Source organism: uncultured Desulfobulbus sp. (genome assembly GCF_963662935.2).
Classification (GTDB): Bacteria; Desulfobacterota; Desulfobulbia; order Desulfobulbales; family Desulfobulbaceae; genus Desulfobulbus.
The window spans coordinates 237,769-258,951 of the sequence record NZ_CAXXTL010000003.1 but is presented as its reverse complement, the minus strand read 5'-3'; the positions used below and the strand labels follow the sequence as shown (position 1 = coordinate 258,951).

Here is a 21,183-nt window from a genome sequence, read left to right as displayed (position 1 = left end):
ACCGCCGGGGTCCGTGGTCAAAAAAGCAGACCTTGCGGTGAGCAGCAGGAAGCGATTGTTCGTTCGGTGATAGTCTCTTGCCCGCTCAAGGTGCCGGTCAACAGGGGTGATTTGGGATCATGGGCTGCCCGGTTGGTGGTCACGGCCCGTTCGCTGACATTGGCGTAGCAGTAGAGGCAACCATGCGGGCAGGTATTATAGGCACCGATATCGATACTGGCGGCGCAGCCACAACCCGGCCGTTGCCCTTTGTCCTTTGCAATCCGGACCGGTTGTCCCAGCATTGCAGCCACCAGTTGATCGTCGATGCATCGGGCTGCCTCGATTGCGCACTGTTCCTGGAGGAAGGGGTCACAGCAGGCTTTGAGGCTGAGGGCGTATTGACCAGCGATGGCAGCCAGTTGCCGGACAAAATGTTTTTTTTCTCTTTCGTTCAGAGTCAGGAGATCAACACCCCGCAGGTTGCGCTTGCACTTCTCGTAGAGACTGAGAAAACTGATCGTGCATTGCCGGGTGAAAGGATGCAGCTGTTTGGCGAGATCGGCAAACTCGGCAAGCACTGCATCAGGCCCCTGGGTACGGGTGAACAGGATCGGGTCAAAACGCCACAGCACCCGTTCGGGTCCGATCCGCTCGGCCAGGCGGCGGAAAACAGCAAGTCGCCGGGATTTATCCGGAAGATACTTTTCCAGGTTCCGGTCGCAGGCGGTGAGGGTGAATTGGAACAAATAACGATGGCCGAGCCGGTCGATCTCATCAAGCCGGGGCAACAACGGCGCCGGATTTTTCGTCCAAAAAACAAGACAGTCCACGACCCCCGCATCAAGTGACACCCGGGAAACCTGAAGGGGATTAAAAGGATTGCGGACCAGCGCAAAACCCTCCCGCAGACGGTTGAGCAGCCAATCGCTGTAAAAAGCAGGAATGTCGGTCCGCCTGCTCACGCTGATAATCATCGAAAAATTCCTCCTGCAGACTGTTGCGTGGTCTCGCCTACTTACCGTGCTCCCCATCGCAATGCAAGCGCGCATTGTCGGTATGAGGTTTCAAGCATTCTGGGGCATCGGCGTAGATCTAAACGGGTCACTTCACCCCGCGATCCCGTTTGTTTGAGTTAAAATGACCCATGTTTGTGTTCGCATTCGGTCGTGCTTTGAGTATACTTCCCACAAACAAGAGCACATTGCGTCATGCCATCTGGCCGGGGTAGGGTCATTTGTACCCGTCATTTGACAAAGTGTCTTCCTTCAGCCGCCCAAAAAAACTCTCGGCATGAAAGATGCAAATTCCTGTTACAAGTAAGAACAAGTGGTGAGCCGCCCCAAAGCGCGGTCCCACAGCAGCACCCCCCCCGGAAACATTTCAGCGGTACAGGATTCATGGACATCACCAAATTCGCCATCCCCGAGATCATCTTCGGCCGGGGCAGCCTTAATCATGCCGGGCAATGCGCCCTCCGTCTCGGCGCCAAAAAAGTTTTTCTCGTGAGCGACCAAGGCATTGAGGAGGCTGGCTGGTTGCAGCGTCTCATGGACATCCTCGAAAAAGAGGGCATCAAATGGGTCTACTATCCCGGGGTCACCTCGAACCCCCGCGATTTTCAGGTTGAGCAGGGAGCGGAATTCTATCTCAAAAACGGCACCGATGTGATCATCGCCATCGGTGGCGGCAGTGCCATGGACACGGCCAAGGGCATCGCCATTATTGCCAGTAACGGCGGCCGAATACAGGATTACGAGGGGGCCAACCGGGTACAACGGCCGCTGCCGCCGATGATGTTGATCACCACGACCGCCGGCAGCGGGTCGGATATCAGCCAGTTCTGCATCATCACCGATATGAAGCGCGGGGTCAAAATGTCCATCATCACCCGGACGCTGGTGCCCAACATCTCCATTGTCGATCCCCTGATTCTGCGAACCAAGAGCGAATCCCTGATCATCCAGTCCGCCGTCGATGCCCTGGCTCACGCCATCGAGGCCTACATGTCGCGCATCGCCTCACCCTTTACCGAGATGCACTCGCTCAAGGCCATCGATTTGATCCTGGCCAACCTGCCTCGTGCTGTGGCCACCCGCTCTTTGGACTCACTTGAACAGCTCAGCATCGCTGCGGTCTCCGCCTCCATGGCCTTCAGCAATGCAGGGCTCGGGGCCGAACACGCCCTGGCCCACTCTCTGGGCGGCCATTTCGACATGCGCCACGGAGTAGTGCACCCGATACTCCTCACCAGCGTCATGCGGTTCAACCTCGGGATCAACCCGCAAAAAATGGCCGAGATCGGCCGGATCATCATCAAGCGCCAACTGGGTTCCGACCAGGAAACCGGACTGGCGGGCATTGAACATCTCGATCAATTTTTTGCCTCGTTTGATGTGGCCTTGCGCCTCAGTCAATTGATCCCGGAAAGCGAACGCCATCACCTCGAACCCCTTTGTAAAATGGCGGTCCATGACGCCTGCAATCTGACCAATCCCCGGCCGGCCACGTGGGAGGAGTTCTTGAAGATCTGCGAGGAGGTGTGGTGATGCCCCACATGACAACCCTGGAAGATCTGGTCGGCATCGAGCACTGCAAGCTCGGTTTCTACCAGGATCTGCAGCAGAAGGTCGAGCAGTTGAAGGGCTCCAACCTGGAGTTGGAAAAAAAACGCAAGGAGATTCAGGCACTGCTCGACGGCATCACCGACCTGATGGTGGTGCTCAACGAAGACCTCACCATACAACGTGTCAACCATGTGTTCATCGAGTGGTTTCCTGGGGTCGACCCGATCGGACAGCACTGTCATCAAATCTTCCGGGGCAAGGACAGCCGCTGCGATGATTGCCCGGCCCTGCGAGCTCTGGATCGCGACCAGATCGTCAAGGATCTTTGCATTTACAAGGTGGGCAACGATTTCAAACACTACGAGATCATTGCCTCACCCCTCAAGACCAGCCCCACCGGCGAGCGCCAGGTTTTACTTTTTAAGCGCGATGTTACCCTGGAGAAGGAGTTTCAGGCCCAGTTCTATCAGGCGGAGAAAATGGCCACGGTCGGCACCCTGGCTGCCGGCGTCGCCCATGAGATCAACAACCCCCTGACCGCCATCCTCGGGTTCGCGCAGGGTTTACAACGCCGGAACTCCAAGCTCCAGGGTGCAATCGACGACGAACTCTTCGCCGATTTTAAGGAATATACCGAGACCATCATCAAGGAATGCCTGCGCTGCCGCGATATTGTTCAGACCCTGTTGACCTTCAGCCGGCCGACCGTCGCCAGCATCGGGCATGTCGACCTCAACCAGTGCGTTACCGATACCCTGTTCATCCTCAAACACCACTTCAAAGAACATCACGACCTCACGCTCAAAACAGAACTTCAGGACCATCTCCCGGCCATCCTTGGCGACGAGTCGCAGCTCAAACAGGTAATTATTAATCTGCTGACCAATGCCATCGACGCTACCGAGTCTGGCGGCATCATCCTGATTAAGACCCAGATCGAGGCGGACAACGGCGTGACTCTGATCATCGATGATAATGGCTGCGGCATCCCGTTGGAGGTGCAGGATAAACTGTTTGAACCCTTCTTCACCACCAAGCCGGTCGGTAAGGGGATTGGCATCGGCCTTTCCACCTGTTACTCGATCGTGAACAATCACCGCGGAGAAATCAGCGTCACCAGCGCTGTCGGCAAGGGTTCGGCATTCCGGGTTTCGCTGCCGGGTATGGAGCACTGATGGACAAAGAAAAATATTCCATTCTGGTTATTGATGACGAGGAGTCAATCAGACGGCTCCTGCAAAAGGAACTCGCCAGCAGTAGTCGCGAGATCTTGACTGCTGGTGACGGCGCCGAGGCCATGGCAATGGTTCGCAGCCACTGGTTCGACGTCATCATCATGGATCTGTGGCTGCCCGATGTCTCCGACCTCGACTTGCTGATCCGAATCCGGGAATCGATTCCTCACATCGAAGTGATCATGATCACCGGCCACGGCGACGTCGACATCGCGGTGGAGGCCATGAAACTGGGCGCCTGCGAATTCATCCGCAAACCGTTCAACCTCGATCGGCTCGATCTGATCGTGGAAAAAGCGCACCAGCGGGTGCTGCTCTCCCGAGAAAATGCCATGCTTCGCCACAGCACCGGCCAGGCGCAGAGTCAGGTGCGGTTTATCGGCAACTCCCAGGCCATCCGCGACATCCAGTTTCTGATCGACAAGGTGGCCCCGGCCAGGATACCGGTGCTGATCACCGGCGAATCGGGCTCTGGCAAGGATGTAGTGGCTCGCCTGATCCACAATCGCTCGCCCCTGGCCGCCAATCCGATGATCATCAAAAACTGCGCCACCTTGCAGAAGGAGTTGGCCCGCAGCGAACTCTTCGGTCACATCAAGGGCTCGTACACCGGTGCCAATGAATCGCGGGAAGGACTGCTCTCTTTTGCCCACGACAGCACTCTCTTTCTCGATGAGATCGGCGAGCTGCCGCTTGAGGTGCAGGCTTCGCTCCTGAGGGTGCTGGAGACCGGCACCTACCGGCGGGTGGGAGAAAAGGAGGAACGCACTGTTAACATCCGCTTTCTCTTCGCCACCAACCGCCACTTGGCCGAGGAGGTGGAAAACGGGCGATTCAACGAGGCATTTTTTCACCGCATCAACGCCTTCAGCATCGAGATTCCTTCGCTCAAGCAGCGCAAGGAAGACCTGCCCCTGCTGGTGGATTATTTTTTGACCGCGTTGAGCCCGGACAACACCAGCTACCGGATCGTCGAACGGGCCATGGCCTGTATCCTCAACTACAACTGGCCCGGCAACATCAGGGAGCTGCGCAACGTCATCGAGCGCTCCATTATTCTGGCGGAAAACGGCATCATCACCGAGCGCTGCCTGCCCCGTGAACTGGTGGAATCCTCGGAGAGCGGCGGGGTCGCCTTGACCCTGGAGTCGATGGAAAAGCAGCACATCCTCAAGATGCTTGATTACCACGGCGGCAACCGCCAGAAAACAGCCGATATCCTCGGCATCAGCCGCAAGACCTTGTACCGGAAATTGACGCAATACGCGATTGATTGATTTCTGCAGATCTCTCTCGCTCTCGCCGTCGAGGTCGTGCTGGTTTCTTGAAGAAGAGATCAGGCTGACTTCTGCCGGTTCGTTGTTCAATCCGTTGTTTTTTCATCTCTAACAGATTACTATTCGGCTCACATTAAGGCAGGAGCGAAGCGTTCTTCTTCCGCCGATTCCCCCACGCCCCAAGGGTAAAAGGAGGTGTCCATGAACAGACGGCAATTCATCCGCGAGGTTTTTCTCTGGTCTGCAGGTACCACCCTGGCCATTCCCCGATTCACCATTTTACCTGAAGTCTTAGCTGCAGAAAAACCGCCTGCCTTGCTCAGTGTCGCCAAGGGTGGCGAGTATTCCCCCCTGGTTCAGCGGGTCCTCGCGCCTTTGGGCGGGATGGGACAGTTTGTCCGGCCGGGCGACCGGGTGGTGGTCAAACCGAATATCGGCTGGGACCGCAACCCGGAACAGGGGGCTAACACCCATCCCCTGGTGGTTGCGGCTGTGGTCGCCCAAGCCCTGGAAGCCGGTGCCAAAAAGGTACTGGTGTTCGACCGCACCTGCAACGAGCAGCGGCGCTGCTATGCCAACAGCGGTATCGAACAGGTGATCCTTGAGCTTAAGGATTCTCGCGCGGTGATCGAACATATTGACCAGCGCAAATTCGTGCCGATGCAGATCGCCAAGGGTAAGTCGCTCACCCAATGGGAAATCTACAAGGATGCCCTCGACTGCGACTGCTACATCAACCTGCCGGTGGCCAAACATCACGGCCTTTCCCGGCTGACTTTGGGCCTCAAAAACAGTATGGGCGTGATCGGCGGCAACCGGGGTTCTTTGCACCATGATCTCGGCCAGAGTCTGGCGGATTTGGCCACGGTTATCCGGCCTAAACTGACAATCATCGATGCCACCCGCATTCTCCTCAATAACGGCCCGCAAGGAGGCGACCTCAAGGATGTGCGCCGGCTCGATACCCTGATCGCCTCTGCCGACCCGGTGGCCGCCGATGCCTATGCCACCACCTTGTTTGATCTGGCACCCGATGCTATTGACTCTACCGTGGCAGCCTACAAGATGGGGCTCGGTGAGATGGCCCTGGATAGGATCAAGGTGCTGGAGGCCTGATGCGACGTTCCAGCCTTTTTTTGTCGCCGTCCGCCTGGAGAAAGATCAGCCAGAGCCTCTTTTTTCTCCTTTTCCTCGTCCTGTTTATCAAAACCGATTATGCCGGGGTCGATGAACTGAACTGGGCGGTCAACCTCCTGTTTCGCATCGATCCTTTCCTCGCTTTGGCCGCCATGCTGGCCGCCAAAACGGTGATTGCCCTTATGCTGCCGGCCCTAATCACTCTAGGGCTGACCTTGCTGTTCGGACGGTTCTTCTGCGGCTGGGTCTGCCCCATGGGCGCCCTGATCGATGCCAGCCGTCGCCTGTTTGGAAGGACCAATACTCTGATTCCAGAGCCGGGTCGGCGGCAGCTCAAATACTATCTGCTGTTCTTTCTCCTTGCCGCCGCCTGCTTCGGCCTACCTCTTGCCGGGTACCTCGACCCCTTCTCCCTGTTGGTGCGCGGCTTCAGCTTTGCTGTCCATCCGGGCTTTGATCATGCGGCCACCACCCTGTTCACCTGGACCTATCAACAGGCCCCCCCGTGGGTGAACGCCCTGACCGAGCCGGTCTACGCCCTGCTGAAACGTTTCGTGCTCCCTTTTAGCGACAAGGTATATGCGCTGTCTGTTTTCTCCCTGTTCCTGCTGCTGGCGGTGCTGGGCCTCAGTTGGGTGGAACGCCGGTTTTTCTGTCGCAAGGTCTGCCCGCTGGGGGCACTACTGGCTCTTGTTGCCCGTTTTTCCCTGGTGCGGCTCACCGGAGGCTCGGCCGAATGCGGCCAATGTCGGCAGTGCCGCTCCGTCTGTCCGATGGCGGCCATAGATGAGACCAGGGCCATCGCCACCGCGGAATGTACCCTCTGTCTCGATTGCCTGACTCACTGCCCTCGATCCCGCATCCATTTTGGTTTGCTCCCCAGTGGAAATGGCAGGCAAGCACCTGATCTATCGCGAAGGGCAATGATGGCCTCGCTGGCCGCCGGAGCCTTGGCGCCGCTTGTCTTGCCGACCCGGCCGCATGCCCGGCATGCCGACCCGATGCTTATCCGGCCGCCTGGCGCCCTGGCGGAAAAAGAATTTCTCGGCCTCTGCGTGCGCTGCGGTGAATGCATGAAGGTCTGCATTGGCAACGCCTTGCATGCCTCCTGGCTGGAAGCGGGCCTAGAAGGTGTCTTCACTCCACGGCTGATCGGCCGCATCGGCTACTGCGAATACAACTGCACCTTGTGTGGCCAGGTCTGCCCCACCGGTGCCATTTTAAAAATGAGCAAAACTGAAAAACAAGCGGTGGTTATCGGTCGCGCCCACTTCGACAAAAATCGCTGCCTGCCCTATGTCTCCGGCATTCCCTGCATCGTCTGCGAAGAGCATTGCCCAACGCCCGACAAGGCCATCAAATTCCGGGAGGTCGAGATCGAAAACAGCAAGGGGGAACGGGTCAAAGTGCGGCAACCGTACGTGATCGATCACCTCTGCATTGGCTGCGGCATCTGCGAGAACAAGTGCCCCATCAGCGGAGCGGCTGCAGTGCTGGTCACCTCAGCCGGTGAAAGTCGGCATGCGGGATTGCCTTCGCTGGACGGGTATTGATTTTCATTTAAATGGTATAAATGGCGTTGTTCCGCATAAGTTATCAAGATTTCCTTTCAACATTTCTCATTGCTTCAATCAGCAGCACTTTCCATCGCGCTTCATCCGATTGCCAATTGTGTCACAATGACCCATTGTAGATAATTGCCGGCCCAATTTGACTCAATAGGTCTGGAACCTGTTGTTTTCAGTCGATTTGGGGCAATTGACTGTCAAATCCTCAGTCATTCTTACCCGCCAACTCTATCGTGCGGGACATTTTGCGGAACTTCAAAACGTTCATTCGGTATAAATTGCTGGAATTATGTTACTTTGCAGATGGCACGATCATTGCTATAAATGGGTAGCGCATATTTGGATCCAAAGAGAGGCAGGAACTTTTGCAGGACAAAAAAGAACTCCCCCTAAAATTTAGATAAGGATGGTGTCATTATGGCAGTTCGTGAACAAGTCTACGGTTATTTCATTCCCAGCGTTACCCTCATCGGAATTGGTGCTTCCAAGCAGATCCCGGATAAAATCAAGGCCCTGGGCGGCTCCAAACCGCTGATCGTCACCGACAAGGGCATCACCGGCGCGGGCATCACCAAGCAGATCACCGATCTGCTTGACGCCGCCAAGATGAAATATGTGGTCTATGATGAAACAATCCCTAACCCCACCGACAAGAACGTCCACGCTGGCGTCGACGTTTACAAGAAAGAGAAATGCGACTCCCTCATCACCCTGGGCGGCGGTTCCTCCCACGACTGCGGTAAGGGCGTTGGTCTGGTGATTGCCAACGGCGGCAAGATCCACGACTATGAAGGCGTCGACAAATCCTCCAAGCCCATGCCGCCTTACTTGGCGGTCAACACCACTGCGGGTACCGCTTCCGAGATGACCCGTTTCTGCATCATCACCGACACCTCCCGGCACGTGAAGATGGCCATTGTTGACTGGCGCGTCACTCCGGGCATTGCCGTGGACGATCCGATCCTGATGATGGGCATGCCGCCGGCACTGACCGCCGCCACCGGTATGGACGCCCTCACCCACGCCGTTGAGGCCTACGTGTCGACCATCGCCAACCCGATGACCGACTCCGCCGCCGAGAAAGCCATTGAATTGATTGCCAAGTACCTGCGCCCGGCCGTGGCCAACGGCCAGGACATCGAGGCCCGCGAAGGCATGTGTTTTGCTCAGTACCTGGCCGGCATGGCCTTCAACAACGCCAGCCTCGGACATGTGCATGCCATGGCCCATCAGTTGGGCGGTTTCTATGACCTGCCGCACGGTGAGTGTAATGCCATCCTCTTGCCGCATGTCGAGAAGTTCAACCTGATCGCCAAGATGGACCGCTTTATCAAGATCGCCCAGTTGATGGGTGAGGTCACCACCGGCCTGGCCCCCCGCGATGCCGCTGAGCTGGCCCTGGTGGCAATCAAGAAGCTGTCCGCCGATATCGGTATCCCCGGTGGTTTGATCGAGTTGGGCAAGCGCTACGGCAAAGATGTCAAGGCATCCGACATCGACACCATGGTCGCCAACGCCCAGAAGGACGCCTGCGGTCTGACTAATCCGCGCTGTCCCAAGGATGTGGATGTCAAGGCGATCTATACTGCGGCGCTGTAAAAGCAGGTGGTTAGGCGTGTAGTCTGTAGGTTGATAGCTGGCTCCAGACTACACACCTACAGACTATCGACCTAAAAAATTTCCCGGTGCAGCCTGCCCCTGTTTTCCCTGACTTGGCCTGTGCGGGCTGCACCGGTTTTGCACACTCTTCACTGGAACCAGTTACGCTGTGGTTGGCGTTGCGGGACGCGAGGTTGCGTCCCGCATTTCACGTTCCCCCTGGAAAGGAGAGGCAGGGTCTTTTACTCCTTGTGACCCTGTCTCTCTAATCCAATTCCAACCAGAATCAACCAATTCGTACAAGTGTTGACAAGTGAAGTAAGCCGCACTAAATTGCAAGCAACATATTGAATCTTTGTTTTTTTACAACACACCCACTGTCTATCATTACGGGTACGGGTTCCCCCCCTTGAGCCCGGTTATTCTTTTTTTTGTAGAGGAGGTATTGTATGGCTGATACAATTTTTCGTGTGAACATGTCGGACCTGAGCACCAAGGTCGAAGCTGTACCCGAGGGATGGATGGGCCTGGGCGGGCGCGGTCTGACCTCAACCATTGTCGCCGCCGAAGTCAAACCCACCTGTCATCCGCTCGGAAAAAACAACAAACTGGTTTTTGCCCCAGGCTTGCTTTCCGGCACCCAGGCAGCCAACTCCGGCCGCCTCTCGGTCGGTGCCAAAAGCCCCCTGACCGGCACCATCAAAGAATCTAATTCCGGCGGCACTTCGGCGCAGATGCTAGCCAAATTGGGCGTTAAGGCCCTGGTCATCGAAGGCAAACCAGCTGACGACAGCAAGTGGTACAGCCTGCACGTCAATGCCGGCGGCGTTACCATCAAGGAAGAAACCGAGGTGGTTGGCCTGGGCAATTTTGCCGTGGTTCAAACCCTCAACAAACGGTTTGGCGACAAGGTCGGAGTCATCACCATCGGCCCGGCTGGCGAAATGAAAATGCTCGGGGCCAATATTTCGGTCAAGGACCCGGATAGCCACATGCGTTCCCACGGTCGCGGCGGCCTTGGCGCGGTCATGGGTTCTAAAAAAATCAAATTCATTGCCATCGAACCGACCGACCGCAAGGTCGAAATCGCCGACCCCGAGGCCTTCAAGGTTGCCAGCCGCACCTTTGCCAAGGCCTTGATTGACAATCCCATCAGCAAAGCCCTGGGCCAATACGGCACCAACGTCCTGGTCAATATCATCAACGAATCCGGTGGTCTGCCTTCCCGCAACTTTACCAGCGGTCAGTTTGCAGGCCATGAGGCCATTTCCGGCGAGACCATGCACGACACTATTGTCGCCCGTGGCGGCAAGCCGAAACACAACTGCCACCCCGGCTGCGTCATCAACTGCTCGCAGATCTATGCCGACGCCAAGGGCCAGTACAAAACTTCCGGTTTTGAGTACGAGACCATTTGGGCCCTGGGCGCCGACTGCTGCATCGACAATCTCGATTATGTGGCCGAAGCCGACAGCCTGATGGACGATATCGGCGTCGATTCGATCGAAATCCCGGTAGCCTTCGGCGTGGCCATGGAGGCCGGTGTACTTAAGTTTGGCGACGGCGCCGAGTTGTGCCGCATCCTTAAAGAAGACGTTGCCAAGGGTACTCCGCTGGGACGGATCATCGGCAACGGTGCCGGTTCGGTCGGCAAGGCTTTCGGCGTCACTCGGGTGCCGGTGGTCAAGAATCAGGCTATCCCGGCCTACGATCCCCGCGCTATCAAGGGTATCGGCATCACCTACGCCACCTCCACCCAGGGCGCCGACCACACCATGGGCTACACCATTGCCACCAACATCCTTGGAGTGGGCGGCAAGGTCGATCCGTTGAGCAAGGAAGGGCAGGTAGAGCTGTCGCGCAACCTGCAGATCGCCACCGCCGCCATCGATTCCACCGGCATGTGCCTGTTCGTGGCCTTTGCCGCCCTGGATGACCCTACCTGTCTGCCGGCCCTGATCGACCTGCTCAATGCCCGTTACGGCATCCATCTGGTGGCCAATGACGTCACCAACCTCGGCATGACCATTCTTAAAACCGAACGGGCCTTCAACCTGGCAGCCGGTTTCACCAACAAGGATGACCGGCTGCCCGAGTTTTTTTCCGAGGAAGCGATTGCACCCCATAATGTCGTTTGGGATATCACCGACGAGGCCATTGATTCGTTCTGGAATTTTTAACGGCTCTCACCAAGTAACAACCTTGTTCTGTCATTTCGAGCAGAGCGAGAAATCTCGTATTTCAAAGGACGAGATTTCTCGCTACCACTCGAAATGACAAGATAAAACGTTTCGCTCTTCTCCAGATAATCGGATCGAAACAGACATTCTTTTCATTTTTGCAAAAGGCTCGAGAGCATGAGCGTTTTCCCGCCTCAAGCCAACGCATTCAAAAAAACAAAAAACGTATGCAGCTGACGGTCAAACTGTTCGCCTACTTCCGGGATAACCGCTTCAAGCAGCAGCAGATGGACTTTCCCGAGGGAACCACGGTGGAAGCGATCATCCGCTCCCTCGGGGTGCCGCTCGATGAGGTCGGTGTGACCATGATCAACTCACGCCACTGCGAACTGCAGCAGGTTCCGGCTGAAAACGACCAATTGGCTATCTTTCCCAATATCGGCGGGGGTTGATTTTTCCGCCGATTTCTCTTCCACACTTTCCCCTCTCAGGCGGCACATTCCCTGCTCCAATTCACCGGTTCCGTGCTATAGTCGAGCGCATGGTCTCCCTATTTGTGTCGCCAATGACGCCCATCGCCGGTTGATTGTGGTTCCGGCAACCGTTTCCCTGCTCCGAAGGCGCAACGGAGCATTGCCCAGGCAAGGAAAACATGAACGATTTTTTCAAATTGATCAGTCCCTCCGATTTCGTCGCCCTCTTTACCGATTTTGCTCCGCTTGAATCCGAGATGGTCGCGGTCGGCACCGCCCGTGGCCGCATTCTGGCTGAGGAGTTGGTCAGCAGCGAGGCCCTGCCGCCTTTTTCCCGATCCACCATGGACGGCTATGCGGTCCGAGCCGCCGACACCTTTGGCTGCTCCGAGTCGGAAACCGCTCTGTTGACGGTGATTGGCGAGATTGCCATGGGTGCATCGGGCCAAGCCCTGAGCCTGCGGCCCGGGCAGGCAGCACGCATCTGGACCGGCGGTGAGCTGCCCCAGAAGGCGGACGCCGTGGTTATGGTCGAGTACACCCAACCCTTTGACGAAGAAACGGTGGCGATTTTCCGGCCAGTGGCCCCAGGGGAAAACGTTATCCGTAGCGGCGAGGATTACGCCCCCGGTACAGCGATCCTCGATCGGGGCAGCTGTTTACGCCCCCAGGACCTGGGGGTGCTCTCCGGCCTGGGCATCACTTCGGTTCCGGTGTATTGCCGGCCTCGGGTGGCGATACTTTCCACCGGCGACGAACTGGTGCCCGCTGACCAGACGCCGCCTCCGGGCAAGATCCGCGACATTAATTCCACTACCTTGGCTGCCCTGGTCGAAGAGACCGGCGGCATTGCTCTGGTGCATGGTATCTGCGGCGACGATTTTGACCGGATGCTCGCTGTCTGCACTGAGGCCCTCAATGATGCCGACGTGCTGCTGCTCTCCGGTGGCAGCTCAGTGGGCCAGCGTGATTTCACCCAGCGTGTTTTTGCTGCCATGCCGGGCAACCAGATGCTGGTCCATGGGGTTTCGGTCCGGCCGGGTAAACCCACCATCCTCGCCCGCCAAGGCAACAAAGCCCTGTTCGGCCTCCCCGGTCACGTTGCCTCGGCCCTGGTGGTCTTTCACTGTTTTGTCCGGCCGCTGTTGCGGCAGTATTCGGGCCTGGGGGCAACACTGGGACTCAGAACGGTCAAGGCAATCACCGCCCAGCAGATCCCCTCGGTCATCGGCCGGGAAGACTATGTCCGCGTCCGCCTGACCCCGCAGGACAACGGCGCCCCGCCCCTTGCCACCCCGGTCTACGGCAAATCCGGCCTACTCAACCCTTTGGTCCGGGCTGACGGCCTCCTGCCCATCGGTCGAGATGTCGAAGGGTTGGATAAAGGTGTCATGAGTCCCGTCCTGCTCTTTCCCTAAGAATTCTTTTTCTATCGGAAACCTGCCATGCAACGAAAAATCTATCTCCAGATGCATTCCCGGGAGGAGGCCCAGCAGCTGTTCTGGTCCCGTTTCGCCCCCCATTCAACCGGCGAGGAAACCATCGCCTCGCGCATGGCCCTTGGCCGGGTGACCGCTGGGCCGGTCAGCGCCCGTTTCTCCTCGCCCTCGTTTCATTCCGCCGCCATGGACGGCCTGGCGGTAAGGGCCGAAGATACGTTCGGGGCCACCGACGAGACGCCGGTGACCCTGCGGTTCGATTTCGGCGAGGCGGTGCTGATCAACACCGGCTACCCGCTGCCGCCGGAGAAGAACGCGGTGATCATGATCGAAAATGTCCTGCTCAGCGAGGACGGCAAGGAAGGACTGATCCGCGCGCCGGTCTACCCCTGGCAGCATGTCCGCAAGGTGGGCGAGGACATCGTGGCCACCGAACTGCTCTTTCCTACTGGTCACCAGCTCCGGCCGCCGGACATCGGTGCCCTGATCACCGGCGGCTGCGCCACGATCCGGGTGCGCAAACGGCCCAAGGTGGTGATCATCCCCACCGGCAGCGAACTGGTCACTCTGGAGGACTCTCCCGATGCCATCCCTCCGGGCAAAACCATTGAATCAAACGCCATAGTCCTTGCCGGTCTGGCCGCACAGGCCGGAGTCGAGGTCGAGATCACGCCGATCATCAGTGATGATTTCGACTCGATTAAAACCCATCTCGCCGCTGTTCTCGCCACCGAGGCTGATCTGGTGATCATCAATGCAGGTTCCTCGGCCGGCAGCGCCGATTACACGGTGCGGATCATTGAGCAATTGGGTGAGGTCTTGGTGCACGGGATCACCATCATGCCCGGCAAACCCACCATTTTGGGAGCGATTGCCGACAAGCCGGTTGTCGGCATTCCCGGCTATCCGGTCTCGGCCATCATTGCCATGGAACAGCTGGTGGTTCCCCTCCTGGCTCACATGCAGGGCGTTTATGTGGCGCCGCCGGTCGCCATCAAGGCGATTCTGGCCAAAGACCTGCCCTCGCGCTCGGGCATTGAAGAATTCCGGCGGATGATCGTTGGCCGTATCGGTGCCAATTTCGTGGCTGTGCCACTCAAGCAGGGCGCTGGCGCCATCACCACCCTGACTCGCGCCAACGGCATCCTCTGCATAGCCGCCGCCTCCGAGGGCGAAATGCACGGCCGCGAGGTGACAATCGAGCTGCTCGTCCCTCAGCCCCAGGTGGAGCGGACCCTGCTCTGCACCGGCAGTCACGACCTCTGCCTGGATGTGCTGGGCGATTATCTCCGCAAGCAGGATCCTGCCTATCCCCTGGCTTCGACCCATGTCGGTAGTCTGGGCGGCATCATGGCGCTCAAGCAGGGGATGTGCCATCTCGCCGGTTCGCACCTGCTCGACCCCAAGGATGGCTCGTACAACACCACCTATATCCGCAAACACCTGGCTGGACGCGATATCCGCATCGTTACCCTGGTCCACCGCGAGCAGGGTTTCATCGTCGCCAAGGGAAACCCGAAGAACATTACCGGTGTCCGCGACCTGTTCGGTGCCGGTATACGCTTCATTAACCGTCAGGCCGGTTCCGGTACCCGGGTGCTCCTCGACTACGAATTGAGCCGCCATGACCTTGATCCGGACGGAATCGACGGCTACCAGCAGGATGAATACACCCACATGGCAGTGGCGGTGGCGGTGCTCTCCGGCAAGGTGGACGTGGGGCTGGGGATCAAAAGCGCGGCTAGGGCACTGGGCCTTGATTTCGTGCCGCTGGTGGAAGAACGTTACGACCTGCTCATTCCCGGTGAGATGTTCGATACACCGATGATGCAGGCGGTGCTGGCGGTGATCGACACGCCGCTGTTTAAGCAGACAGTGGAAGGGATGGGCGGATATTCGACCCGGGAGACGGGGCATCTGGTTCCGCTGGACTGAAAAGAAAGTTTCGCCTGATTATCGCTCGTTTAACAGAAAATCGGTGTCCTTCAGGTCGATGTGCATCCAGTTGTTGTGCAGGGAGGAGGGGAGGCCGAGGAGGAGTTTGACGGTTTCGGCGGCCTGCAGGCTGGCAATGACCGCCACGGTGAAGGAAAGCACCGAGGGTGCCGAATTCTCAGTCATCCGCTGCGGATAGAGGCGCTCGATCAGATCAGTGCCGGGCAGCTGCACGCCCACTTGGCCGTACCAGCCGCTGACCGCACCGTGCACCAGGGGCATGGACCTGCCATTGCACAGGGCAGCCAGATCGCGCCGGGCCTGGAGGTTGTCGAGGCAGTCGACCGCCACATCGACCTGCAATGATTCTTCCTCGCAGGCAATTCTGAAATCCACAGGGAAAGCGGTGACCTTGCTGAAGGAATGGATGCTGGCTGCCCGGCTGGCCGCAACCTCCGCTTTGTTTTGTCCCAGGGTCGGCATAAGGGCGTTGAGCTGGCGGTTGCAGTTGCTCGGAGAAAAGACATCGGGGTCAAAGAGGTGCAACTGTCCCACCCCGATGCGCACCAGTTCCTCGATCACATAACCGCCCAGGCCGCCGCACCCGATCACCGCCACCCGCTTTTTATGGAGAAGGTGCTGTTGTTCGTCGGTCAAAGAACCTTGGTTACGGGCAAAACAGTCGGTGAAAGAGGGCATGGCGCGGCCTTAGGCATGAAGGAATGGTTGCATGAACGCAAGGTACCGGCGACTGTAGCGACTGTCAATTGCTTCCCAACCAATCGCTGCGTTCATGACTGGAAGAAGCCACCCGGGAAAGATTTTATAAAAATGATGGAACCATCTACACAATCAGGAAACGTCAGGCAACCGACCGATACCTCCCGGCAGCAAACCAGGCCTTCCGGCACCATGCGCTGGCTCGGTATTGCGGCGCGAACCGGCCATATCGGCGTGGCCGCGGTGCTCTTCGGCGGCGATCTCCTCCTGGTGCCTTTTGCCCGCCTGACCCTCTGGCACCACCTGACCATCCTCACCGGGTGCCTGCTCCTTATTCTGGAATGGCTGCACGATTCGCGCTGGCTGCACCGGGGCAAGGGGTTGCTTGCCCTCCTTCACCTCGGTCTATGTCTCCTTATTCACTTCACACCGGCCTTGACCGTGCCGCTGCTCTGGCTGATCCTGATCAGCGGTTGCATCGGCAGTCACATGCCGCGCCGCTTCCGCCACTGGTCGATCCTTCAGGGGTGGGAAACGAGGGAACCAAAGGAACACAGTCATTGAACGCCTCGCTCAACCCTTGATGCAGTCGGGTAACAGGCTTCCTGTGAATGTCAGAAATGGTAGGAATGAGTTGGTAATGGAAAAAGAGAACGGAAAACTCGCAAGAGTCTTGACGGAAAGCGACGAAAAAGGCCATCTTGTCGGGACGGCACCAGTTCCTCTTCCATCTCCACCGGGATCGTCCATGAAACGCTTGCTGACCACCAAAGAAGTCGCCGAACTCCTCAACATCCATGAAAAGATGGTGTACACCCTGGTTGCCGAAAAGGCTATGCCGGCCACGAAGATTGCCGGCAAATGGCTCTTTCCCCAATACCTGATCGAACAGTGGGTGGAAAACAATACCATCAATTTTCCCGAAAATATCCGCCCCCTGACCTCCAACCAGCGACTGGTCGTTCTTGCCGGCAGTAACGACATCCTCCTCGACAAGACCATCACCCTGTTCAACCGTTCGTTTTCCGGACACCTGGCGGTCTTCGGCAACCTCGGCAGCCTGGGCGGCGTCCAAGCACTGCGCAGCAACCTCTGCCATATCGCCGCCAGCCATCTCATCCAGGACGATGAAGCCGACTACAATTTTCAGTTTGCGGCCCAGGAGTTCGACAAGATGCCGGTGGTGGTTAATTTCTGCCGCCGCCTCCAGGGGCTGCTGGTCAAAAAGAACAATCCACGGGAAATCCTCTCGGTGGCCGATCTCGGCCAGCCGGGCCTGCGGCTGGTCAACCGGTCGCTGGGAACCGGCACCCGGCTGCTCCTGGATCGCGAACTGCACAAGGCTGGTATCCGGAGCGACAAGATTATCGGCTATGACTACGAGGTGCCGCGCCACATGGATGTCGGCCTGGAGATCCTGGCAGGACGGGCCGACGTCGGGCCGGGGATCGAAGCGGTAGCCGGGGCGCTGGATCTGGGTTTCCTGCCCCTGCGCTGGGAGCGGTTCGATCTGCTGGTGTCCAAGGAGGTCTTTTTCGAGCAGTCGATCCAGGCCTTTTTCGGCCTGTTGCAGTCGGACCCCTTCAAGGAGGCCGGGCGCTCGATCAAGGGATACGATTTAAGCCTGGCGGGCAAGATCGTCTTCCAGGAAAGTCAGACCATGTAAGGGGCAGGGGTGGATATCTGCCTGAAATCACTCAAGAGGAGTATGCGATGAAATTCGGAAAAATAGTATTCTGCGGTCTTATCTTGACCACTTTTGCTTGGACGGCTGCCCTGGCTGAACAAAAAGTGATCAAGATGTCGACGACCACTTCGACTCAGGAATCCGGTCTGTTGGATGTGCTGCTGCCGGCCCTGGAAAAAGACACCGGCATCACGGTCAAGGTGATTGCCAAGGGCACGGGCGCCGCCATCCGGGACGGCATCGACGGCAATGTTGATGTTATTTTTGTCCATGACCGGGCTCGGGAAGACGCCTTTGTGGCGGACGGTTTTGGCACCGAGCGTTACGCGGTAATGCACAACGATTTTATCCTTGTCGGGCCGGCCGGCGACAAGGCGAAAATCAAAGGCACGACCGAAGGCGCCGACGCCCTGAAGAAGATCGCGAGCGCCAAGACCACCTTTATTTCCCGGGGTGATGATTCCGGCACCCATGCCAAGGAGCAGGAGCTGTGGAAAGCATCAGGTTTGCCCCTGGAAACCGGGACCTCAACCGTGGAAAAGGACGGCAAGCAGGTCGAGATCAAGTCCGTCCACCCGGCAGCCAGCACCGACTGGTACCTTTCCGTTGGCCAGGGCATGGGGAAGACCCTGACCATCGCCGATGAAAAACAGGCCTACACCATCGCGGATCGCGGCACTTACATCAAATACAAATTCGGCCGGGAAGTGCCGGTGAATCTGGATATCCTCTGCGAGGGCGGCAACCAGCTGGCCAATCCGTACGGCATCATTCCGGTTAATCCTGCCAAGCATCCTCATGTGCAGGCTGCCCTGGCTGAGCAGATGGCCCAGTGGCTGGTATCCCCCAAGGGCCAGCAGGTCATCGCCGACTACAAACTGCACGGCAAGCAACTGTTCTTCCCCGACGCCAAATAAGGGCTGGATTAGCTTTCAGCCATCCGGGCGGGCGGAATTTGTGATTCCACCCGCTTTTTTTTACCACCTTTTCATCTGCTCAAACCCATGGCCTTTTTCCTTGAGAGCTTTCTTTCCGCCTGCCGTCTGGCCTGGTCACTCGATCCGGAGCTGCTGACTATTGTTCGCGTCTCGCTCTCGGTCAGTTGCCTGGCCACGGTGTTTGCGGCTCTGGTGGGCATTCCAGCCGGATTTGCCATCGCCCACGGCCGCCTGCCGGGCAAGCGGATCATCATCACCCTGCTCAACACCCTCCTGGCCCTGCCTACGGTGGTGATTGGCCTGTTCGTCTATGTCTTCATTTCCCGGCGCGGCATCTTCGGCCCCCTGGACCTGTTGTACACCCAGCAGGCGATGATCATCGGCCAGTTCATCCTCATTGTGCCGCTGATCGCCGCCCTGACCATCGCCGCCATCAGCCGGGTCGACGAGCGCTATCGCAAGACCGCCCGGACGCTGGGAGCCAATGGCTGGCAGACCGCCTTGGTGGTGCTGCGCGAAGGCCGGTTCGGCATAGCCGCCGCCGTCATTTCCGCCTTTGGCCGGGTGATTTCCGAGATCGGCATCTCGATGATGCTTGGCGGCAACATCAAAGGCTTTACCCGCACCATGACCACCGCCATGGCCCTGGAATACGACAAAGGCTCCTTCACCCTGGCCGTGGCCCTGGGACTGGTGCTCATGACCCTGAGCCTGGGGATGAATGTGCTCTTTAATCTTGTCCAGGGGAGGAGTAGCCGATGATGCTCTACTCCCTGACCCAGGTGACCCAGCAGTACAACGAGCGAGTGGTTCTGGATATTGACCATCTGGAGATCGAGAGCGGCCGCATCTATGCCCTGCTTGGGCCCAATGGCGCTGGCAAAACCACCCTGCTGAATATCCTCGGTTTTCTGGAAACGCCGACCACCGGCAGAATGGTCTTTCGCGGCCAAGCGGTGGCAGCCTCGCGGGCCGCAATGCTGCACCTGCGGCGGCAAGTCGTTGTGGTCGATCAGCACCCGATCATGTTTTCCACCACGGTCAGCAACAATATCGAATTTGGACTGAAAATCAGACGGATGGAGAAAGAAGCGCGACAGCGGGTGGTCGACGAGGTTCTGGAGATGGTCGGACTGCGGCCCTTCAAGTCTGCACGCGCCCATGAACTCTCCGGCGGTGAGACCCAACGGCTGGCCCTGGCCCGCGCCCTGGCGCTTGCACCCAGCGTTCTGCTCTGCGACGAACCCACCGCCAGCGTGGATGCAGAAAATCAGGCAGTTATCAGTGTGCTGCTCCAACAGATCAATGCGGCCCGGGGCACCACCATCATCTTCACCACCCATGACCGGCTGCAAGCCGCGGCCCTGGCCCAGGACACCCTGGTGCTGGAAAACGGTCGGCTGGCGGCCACGACCTACGAGAACAGTTATGCCTGCTCCCTGCTTTCAGGGGGAAACGGCTGCCTCCGCTGTTCTCTGCATGGCCGGGTGGCCATCCCTTTCGCCACGCCGCCGTCGGCTGACCAACTGAAAAGGAGCGGACGGGTCTACATCGATCCCGAAAAAATAACGCTCAGCCGAACTGACGATCTGCATGCAAATGAGGGTGTCATGGGGACAATTGTGCTCATTATGGCCGAAGGCGAGAAGATCAGGGCGGTAGTCAATATCGGCGTCCTGATGGTGGTGCTCATGGATCGCGCCAGCTACCAGCACCAACGCCCCGCCATTGGCGAAACAATGCACCTACGGTTCGCACCAGACGCCGTTACCCTGTTGGGCTAGTCATTCTGACTTCGGACAAAGAGACGGTAACAGAAATACTGAGCCTGGAGGGCTAGAAGGATGAGATCTCTCTCTGCGTTCGAGATGACAGCAGAGCATGACAGAGAGATGCAGCGTTCACAGATCGTTTATCTGCTATCATTTCGACCAGCGGGAGAAATCTCTGGTTTGCTGTCAGGGCGAAATGCATCGCCTGTAGAGGCAACCAGGCTTCCATGAAAGCCGGCTTTTTATCGGCAGAGAAACCTTGCCGAAGCCAGGATCTCTGGCGGGATACGGGCAAACACGAGGTCAGGAACGGCCTCCTCTTTTCGTGAAAAGGCGTGACAGAAGCGTCGCCATCACCAACCAGAGAGCAGACCAGAGGGAAACAACTATCATCCAACCAAGCAGCGAGGGGGGCGCCCAGCCGCCGGATTCAGCGTGATCAAACACCGGGATGCCCACAGCCTCGAGTGGCATGAGGGGGAGGTAAATTGAACCAGCCACGACCGGAGCCACTGCTTCAGATGAGAAAAGGCCTGTTGCAGCCGCCGCATGCAGGAGAACGAAGGCAGCAAGGATGAACCAGCGCATGAGTTGGTGTTGCCTCGCGAGTCTGGAGGGAAAGTGGGACGACTCAGCGCTGTCCGGTGAGAAAAGAACCTGAAATGCGGTTCCTTTCG

At 57.9% G+C, this 21,183-nt stretch carries 17 protein-coding genes; 15 read left to right on the top strand and 2 right to left on the bottom strand.

Annotated features, from left to right (window positions below):
* Positions 1-17: 17 nt before the first annotated feature.
* Positions 18-956, bottom strand: coding sequence for a DUF1848 domain-containing protein (locus ACHZCX_RS19910; RefSeq protein ID WP_319588956.1), 939 nt, complete (start codon positions 954-956; stop codon positions 18-20).
* A 423-nt stretch (positions 957-1,379) separates the two neighbouring features.
* Between ACHZCX_RS19910 and ACHZCX_RS19905 the strand changes: the two genes are divergently transcribed.
* The 10 genes from ACHZCX_RS19905 (at position 1,380) to ACHZCX_RS19860 (ending at position 15,389) form a co-directional block, all read left to right on the top strand.
* The gene (locus ACHZCX_RS19905) at positions 1,380-2,528 is read left to right on the top strand and encodes an iron-containing alcohol dehydrogenase (protein WP_319588955.1); all 1,149 of its coding nucleotides are present in this window, start codon (positions 1,380-1,382) and stop codon (positions 2,526-2,528) included.
* Positions 2,528-3,721, top strand: coding sequence for an ATP-binding protein (locus ACHZCX_RS19900; protein WP_319588954.1), 1,194 nt, complete (start codon positions 2,528-2,530; stop codon positions 3,719-3,721). The genes ACHZCX_RS19905 and ACHZCX_RS19900 overlap by 1 nt, the downstream gene beginning before the upstream one ends.
* On the top strand, positions 3,721-5,058 hold the full coding sequence (locus ACHZCX_RS19895) for a sigma-54 dependent transcriptional regulator (RefSeq protein ID WP_319588953.1): 1,338 nt from the start codon (positions 3,721-3,723) through the stop codon (positions 5,056-5,058). The genes ACHZCX_RS19900 and ACHZCX_RS19895 overlap by 1 nt, the downstream gene beginning before the upstream one ends.
* Before the next feature lie 201 nt (positions 5,059-5,259).
* On the top strand, positions 5,260-6,174 hold the full coding sequence (locus ACHZCX_RS19890) for a DUF362 domain-containing protein (protein WP_319588952.1): 915 nt from the start codon (positions 5,260-5,262) through the stop codon (positions 6,172-6,174).
* Positions 6,174-7,748 carry a 4Fe-4S binding protein gene (locus ACHZCX_RS19885; protein ID WP_319588951.1) on the top strand — a complete coding sequence of 525 codons (1,575 nt, stop codon included), beginning with the start codon at positions 6,174-6,176 and terminating at the stop codon, positions 7,746-7,748. The genes ACHZCX_RS19890 and ACHZCX_RS19885 overlap by 1 nt, the downstream gene beginning before the upstream one ends.
* A 432-nt stretch (positions 7,749-8,180) precedes the next feature.
* The gene (locus ACHZCX_RS19880) at positions 8,181-9,362 is read left to right on the top strand and encodes an iron-containing alcohol dehydrogenase (protein WP_319588848.1); all 1,182 of its coding nucleotides are present in this window, start codon (positions 8,181-8,183) and stop codon (positions 9,360-9,362) included.
* Positions 9,363-9,811: 449 nt separating this feature from the next.
* Positions 9,812-11,542: an aldehyde ferredoxin oxidoreductase C-terminal domain-containing protein gene (locus ACHZCX_RS19875; protein ID WP_319588950.1), complete on the top strand. Its 1,731-nt coding sequence runs from the start codon at positions 9,812-9,814 to the stop codon at positions 11,540-11,542.
* Between the two features lie 227 nt (positions 11,543-11,769).
* Entirely contained in the window at positions 11,770-11,994 is a 225-nt protein-coding gene (locus ACHZCX_RS19870) for a MoaD/ThiS family protein (protein WP_319588949.1), read from the top strand.
* Positions 11,995-12,194: 200 nt separating this feature from the next.
* On the top strand, positions 12,195-13,433 hold the full coding sequence (gene glp / locus ACHZCX_RS19865; protein ID WP_319588948.1) for a gephyrin-like molybdotransferase Glp: 1,239 nt from the start codon (positions 12,195-12,197) through the stop codon (positions 13,431-13,433).
* Between the two features lie 27 nt (positions 13,434-13,460).
* Positions 13,461-15,389: a molybdopterin biosynthesis protein gene (locus ACHZCX_RS19860; RefSeq protein ID WP_319588947.1), complete on the top strand. Its 1,929-nt coding sequence runs from the start codon at positions 13,461-13,463 to the stop codon at positions 15,387-15,389.
* 18 nt (positions 15,390-15,407) lie between these two features.
* Here the strand turns inward: ACHZCX_RS19860 and ACHZCX_RS19855 are convergent, their stop codons facing one another.
* The gene (locus ACHZCX_RS19855; protein WP_319588946.1) at positions 15,408-16,088 is read right to left on the bottom strand and encodes a HesA/MoeB/ThiF family protein; all 681 of its coding nucleotides are present in this window, start codon (positions 16,086-16,088) and stop codon (positions 15,408-15,410) included.
* A 132-nt stretch (positions 16,089-16,220) separates the two neighbouring features.
* Between ACHZCX_RS19855 and ACHZCX_RS19850 the strand changes: the two genes are divergently transcribed.
* The 5 genes from ACHZCX_RS19850 to ACHZCX_RS19830 all read left to right on the top strand — a co-directional run bounded on the left by ACHZCX_RS19850 (position 16,221) and on the right by ACHZCX_RS19830 (position 20,518).
* On the top strand, positions 16,221-16,673 hold the full coding sequence (locus ACHZCX_RS19850; protein WP_319588945.1) for a hypothetical protein: 453 nt from the start codon (positions 16,221-16,223) through the stop codon (positions 16,671-16,673).
* 184 nt (positions 16,674-16,857) lie between these two features.
* Entirely contained in the window at positions 16,858-17,775 is a 918-nt protein-coding gene (locus ACHZCX_RS19845; protein WP_319588944.1) for a helix-turn-helix transcriptional regulator, read from the top strand.
* A 47-nt stretch (positions 17,776-17,822) separates the two neighbouring features.
* On the top strand, positions 17,823-18,713 hold the full coding sequence (locus ACHZCX_RS19840) for a substrate-binding domain-containing protein (protein ID WP_319588943.1): 891 nt from the start codon (positions 17,823-17,825) through the stop codon (positions 18,711-18,713).
* 87 nt (positions 18,714-18,800) lie between these two features.
* On the top strand, positions 18,801-19,496 hold the full coding sequence (locus ACHZCX_RS19835) for an ABC transporter permease (protein WP_319588942.1): 696 nt from the start codon (positions 18,801-18,803) through the stop codon (positions 19,494-19,496).
* Entirely contained in the window at positions 19,493-20,518 is a 1,026-nt protein-coding gene (locus tag ACHZCX_RS19830; RefSeq protein ID WP_319588941.1) for an ABC transporter ATP-binding protein, read from the top strand. The genes ACHZCX_RS19835 and ACHZCX_RS19830 overlap by 4 nt, the downstream gene beginning before the upstream one ends.
* Positions 20,519-21,183 lie beyond the last annotated feature (665 nt).

Coding starts and splice junctions, on each gene's coding strand:
- ACHZCX_RS19910 (WP_319588956.1), bottom strand. CDS start 956: ATGATTATCAGCGTGAGCAGGCGGACCGACATTCCTGCTTTTTACAGC.
- ACHZCX_RS19850 (WP_319588945.1), top strand. CDS start 16,221: ATGATGGAACCATCTACACAATCAGGAAACGTCAGGCAACCGACCGAT.
- ACHZCX_RS19870 (WP_319588949.1), top strand. CDS start 11,770: ATGCAGCTGACGGTCAAACTGTTCGCCTACTTCCGGGATAACCGCTTC.
- ACHZCX_RS19880 (WP_319588848.1), top strand. CDS start 8,181: ATGGCAGTTCGTGAACAAGTCTACGGTTATTTCATTCCCAGCGTTACC.
- ACHZCX_RS19890 (WP_319588952.1), top strand. CDS start 5,260: ATGAACAGACGGCAATTCATCCGCGAGGTTTTTCTCTGGTCTGCAGGT.
- ACHZCX_RS19835 (WP_319588942.1), top strand. CDS start 18,801: ATGGCCTTTTTCCTTGAGAGCTTTCTTTCCGCCTGCCGTCTGGCCTGG.
- ACHZCX_RS19905 (WP_319588955.1), top strand. CDS start 1,380: ATGGACATCACCAAATTCGCCATCCCCGAGATCATCTTCGGCCGGGGC.
- ACHZCX_RS19855 (WP_319588946.1), bottom strand. CDS start 16,088: ATGCCCTCTTTCACCGACTGTTTTGCCCGTAACCAAGGTTCTTTGACC.
- ACHZCX_RS19895 (WP_319588953.1), top strand. CDS start 3,721: ATGGACAAAGAAAAATATTCCATTCTGGTTATTGATGACGAGGAGTCA.
- glp (WP_319588948.1), top strand. CDS start 12,195: ATGAACGATTTTTTCAAATTGATCAGTCCCTCCGATTTCGTCGCCCTC.
- ACHZCX_RS19860 (WP_319588947.1), top strand. CDS start 13,461: ATGCAACGAAAAATCTATCTCCAGATGCATTCCCGGGAGGAGGCCCAG.
- ACHZCX_RS19875 (WP_319588950.1), top strand. CDS start 9,812: ATGGCTGATACAATTTTTCGTGTGAACATGTCGGACCTGAGCACCAAG.
- ACHZCX_RS19840 (WP_319588943.1), top strand. CDS start 17,823: ATGAAATTCGGAAAAATAGTATTCTGCGGTCTTATCTTGACCACTTTT.
- ACHZCX_RS19830 (WP_319588941.1), top strand. CDS start 19,493: ATGATGCTCTACTCCCTGACCCAGGTGACCCAGCAGTACAACGAGCGA.
- ACHZCX_RS19885 (WP_319588951.1), top strand. CDS start 6,174: ATGCGACGTTCCAGCCTTTTTTTGTCGCCGTCCGCCTGGAGAAAGATC.
- ACHZCX_RS19900 (WP_319588954.1), top strand. CDS start 2,528: ATGCCCCACATGACAACCCTGGAAGATCTGGTCGGCATCGAGCACTGC.
- ACHZCX_RS19845 (WP_319588944.1), top strand. CDS start 16,858: ATGAAACGCTTGCTGACCACCAAAGAAGTCGCCGAACTCCTCAACATC.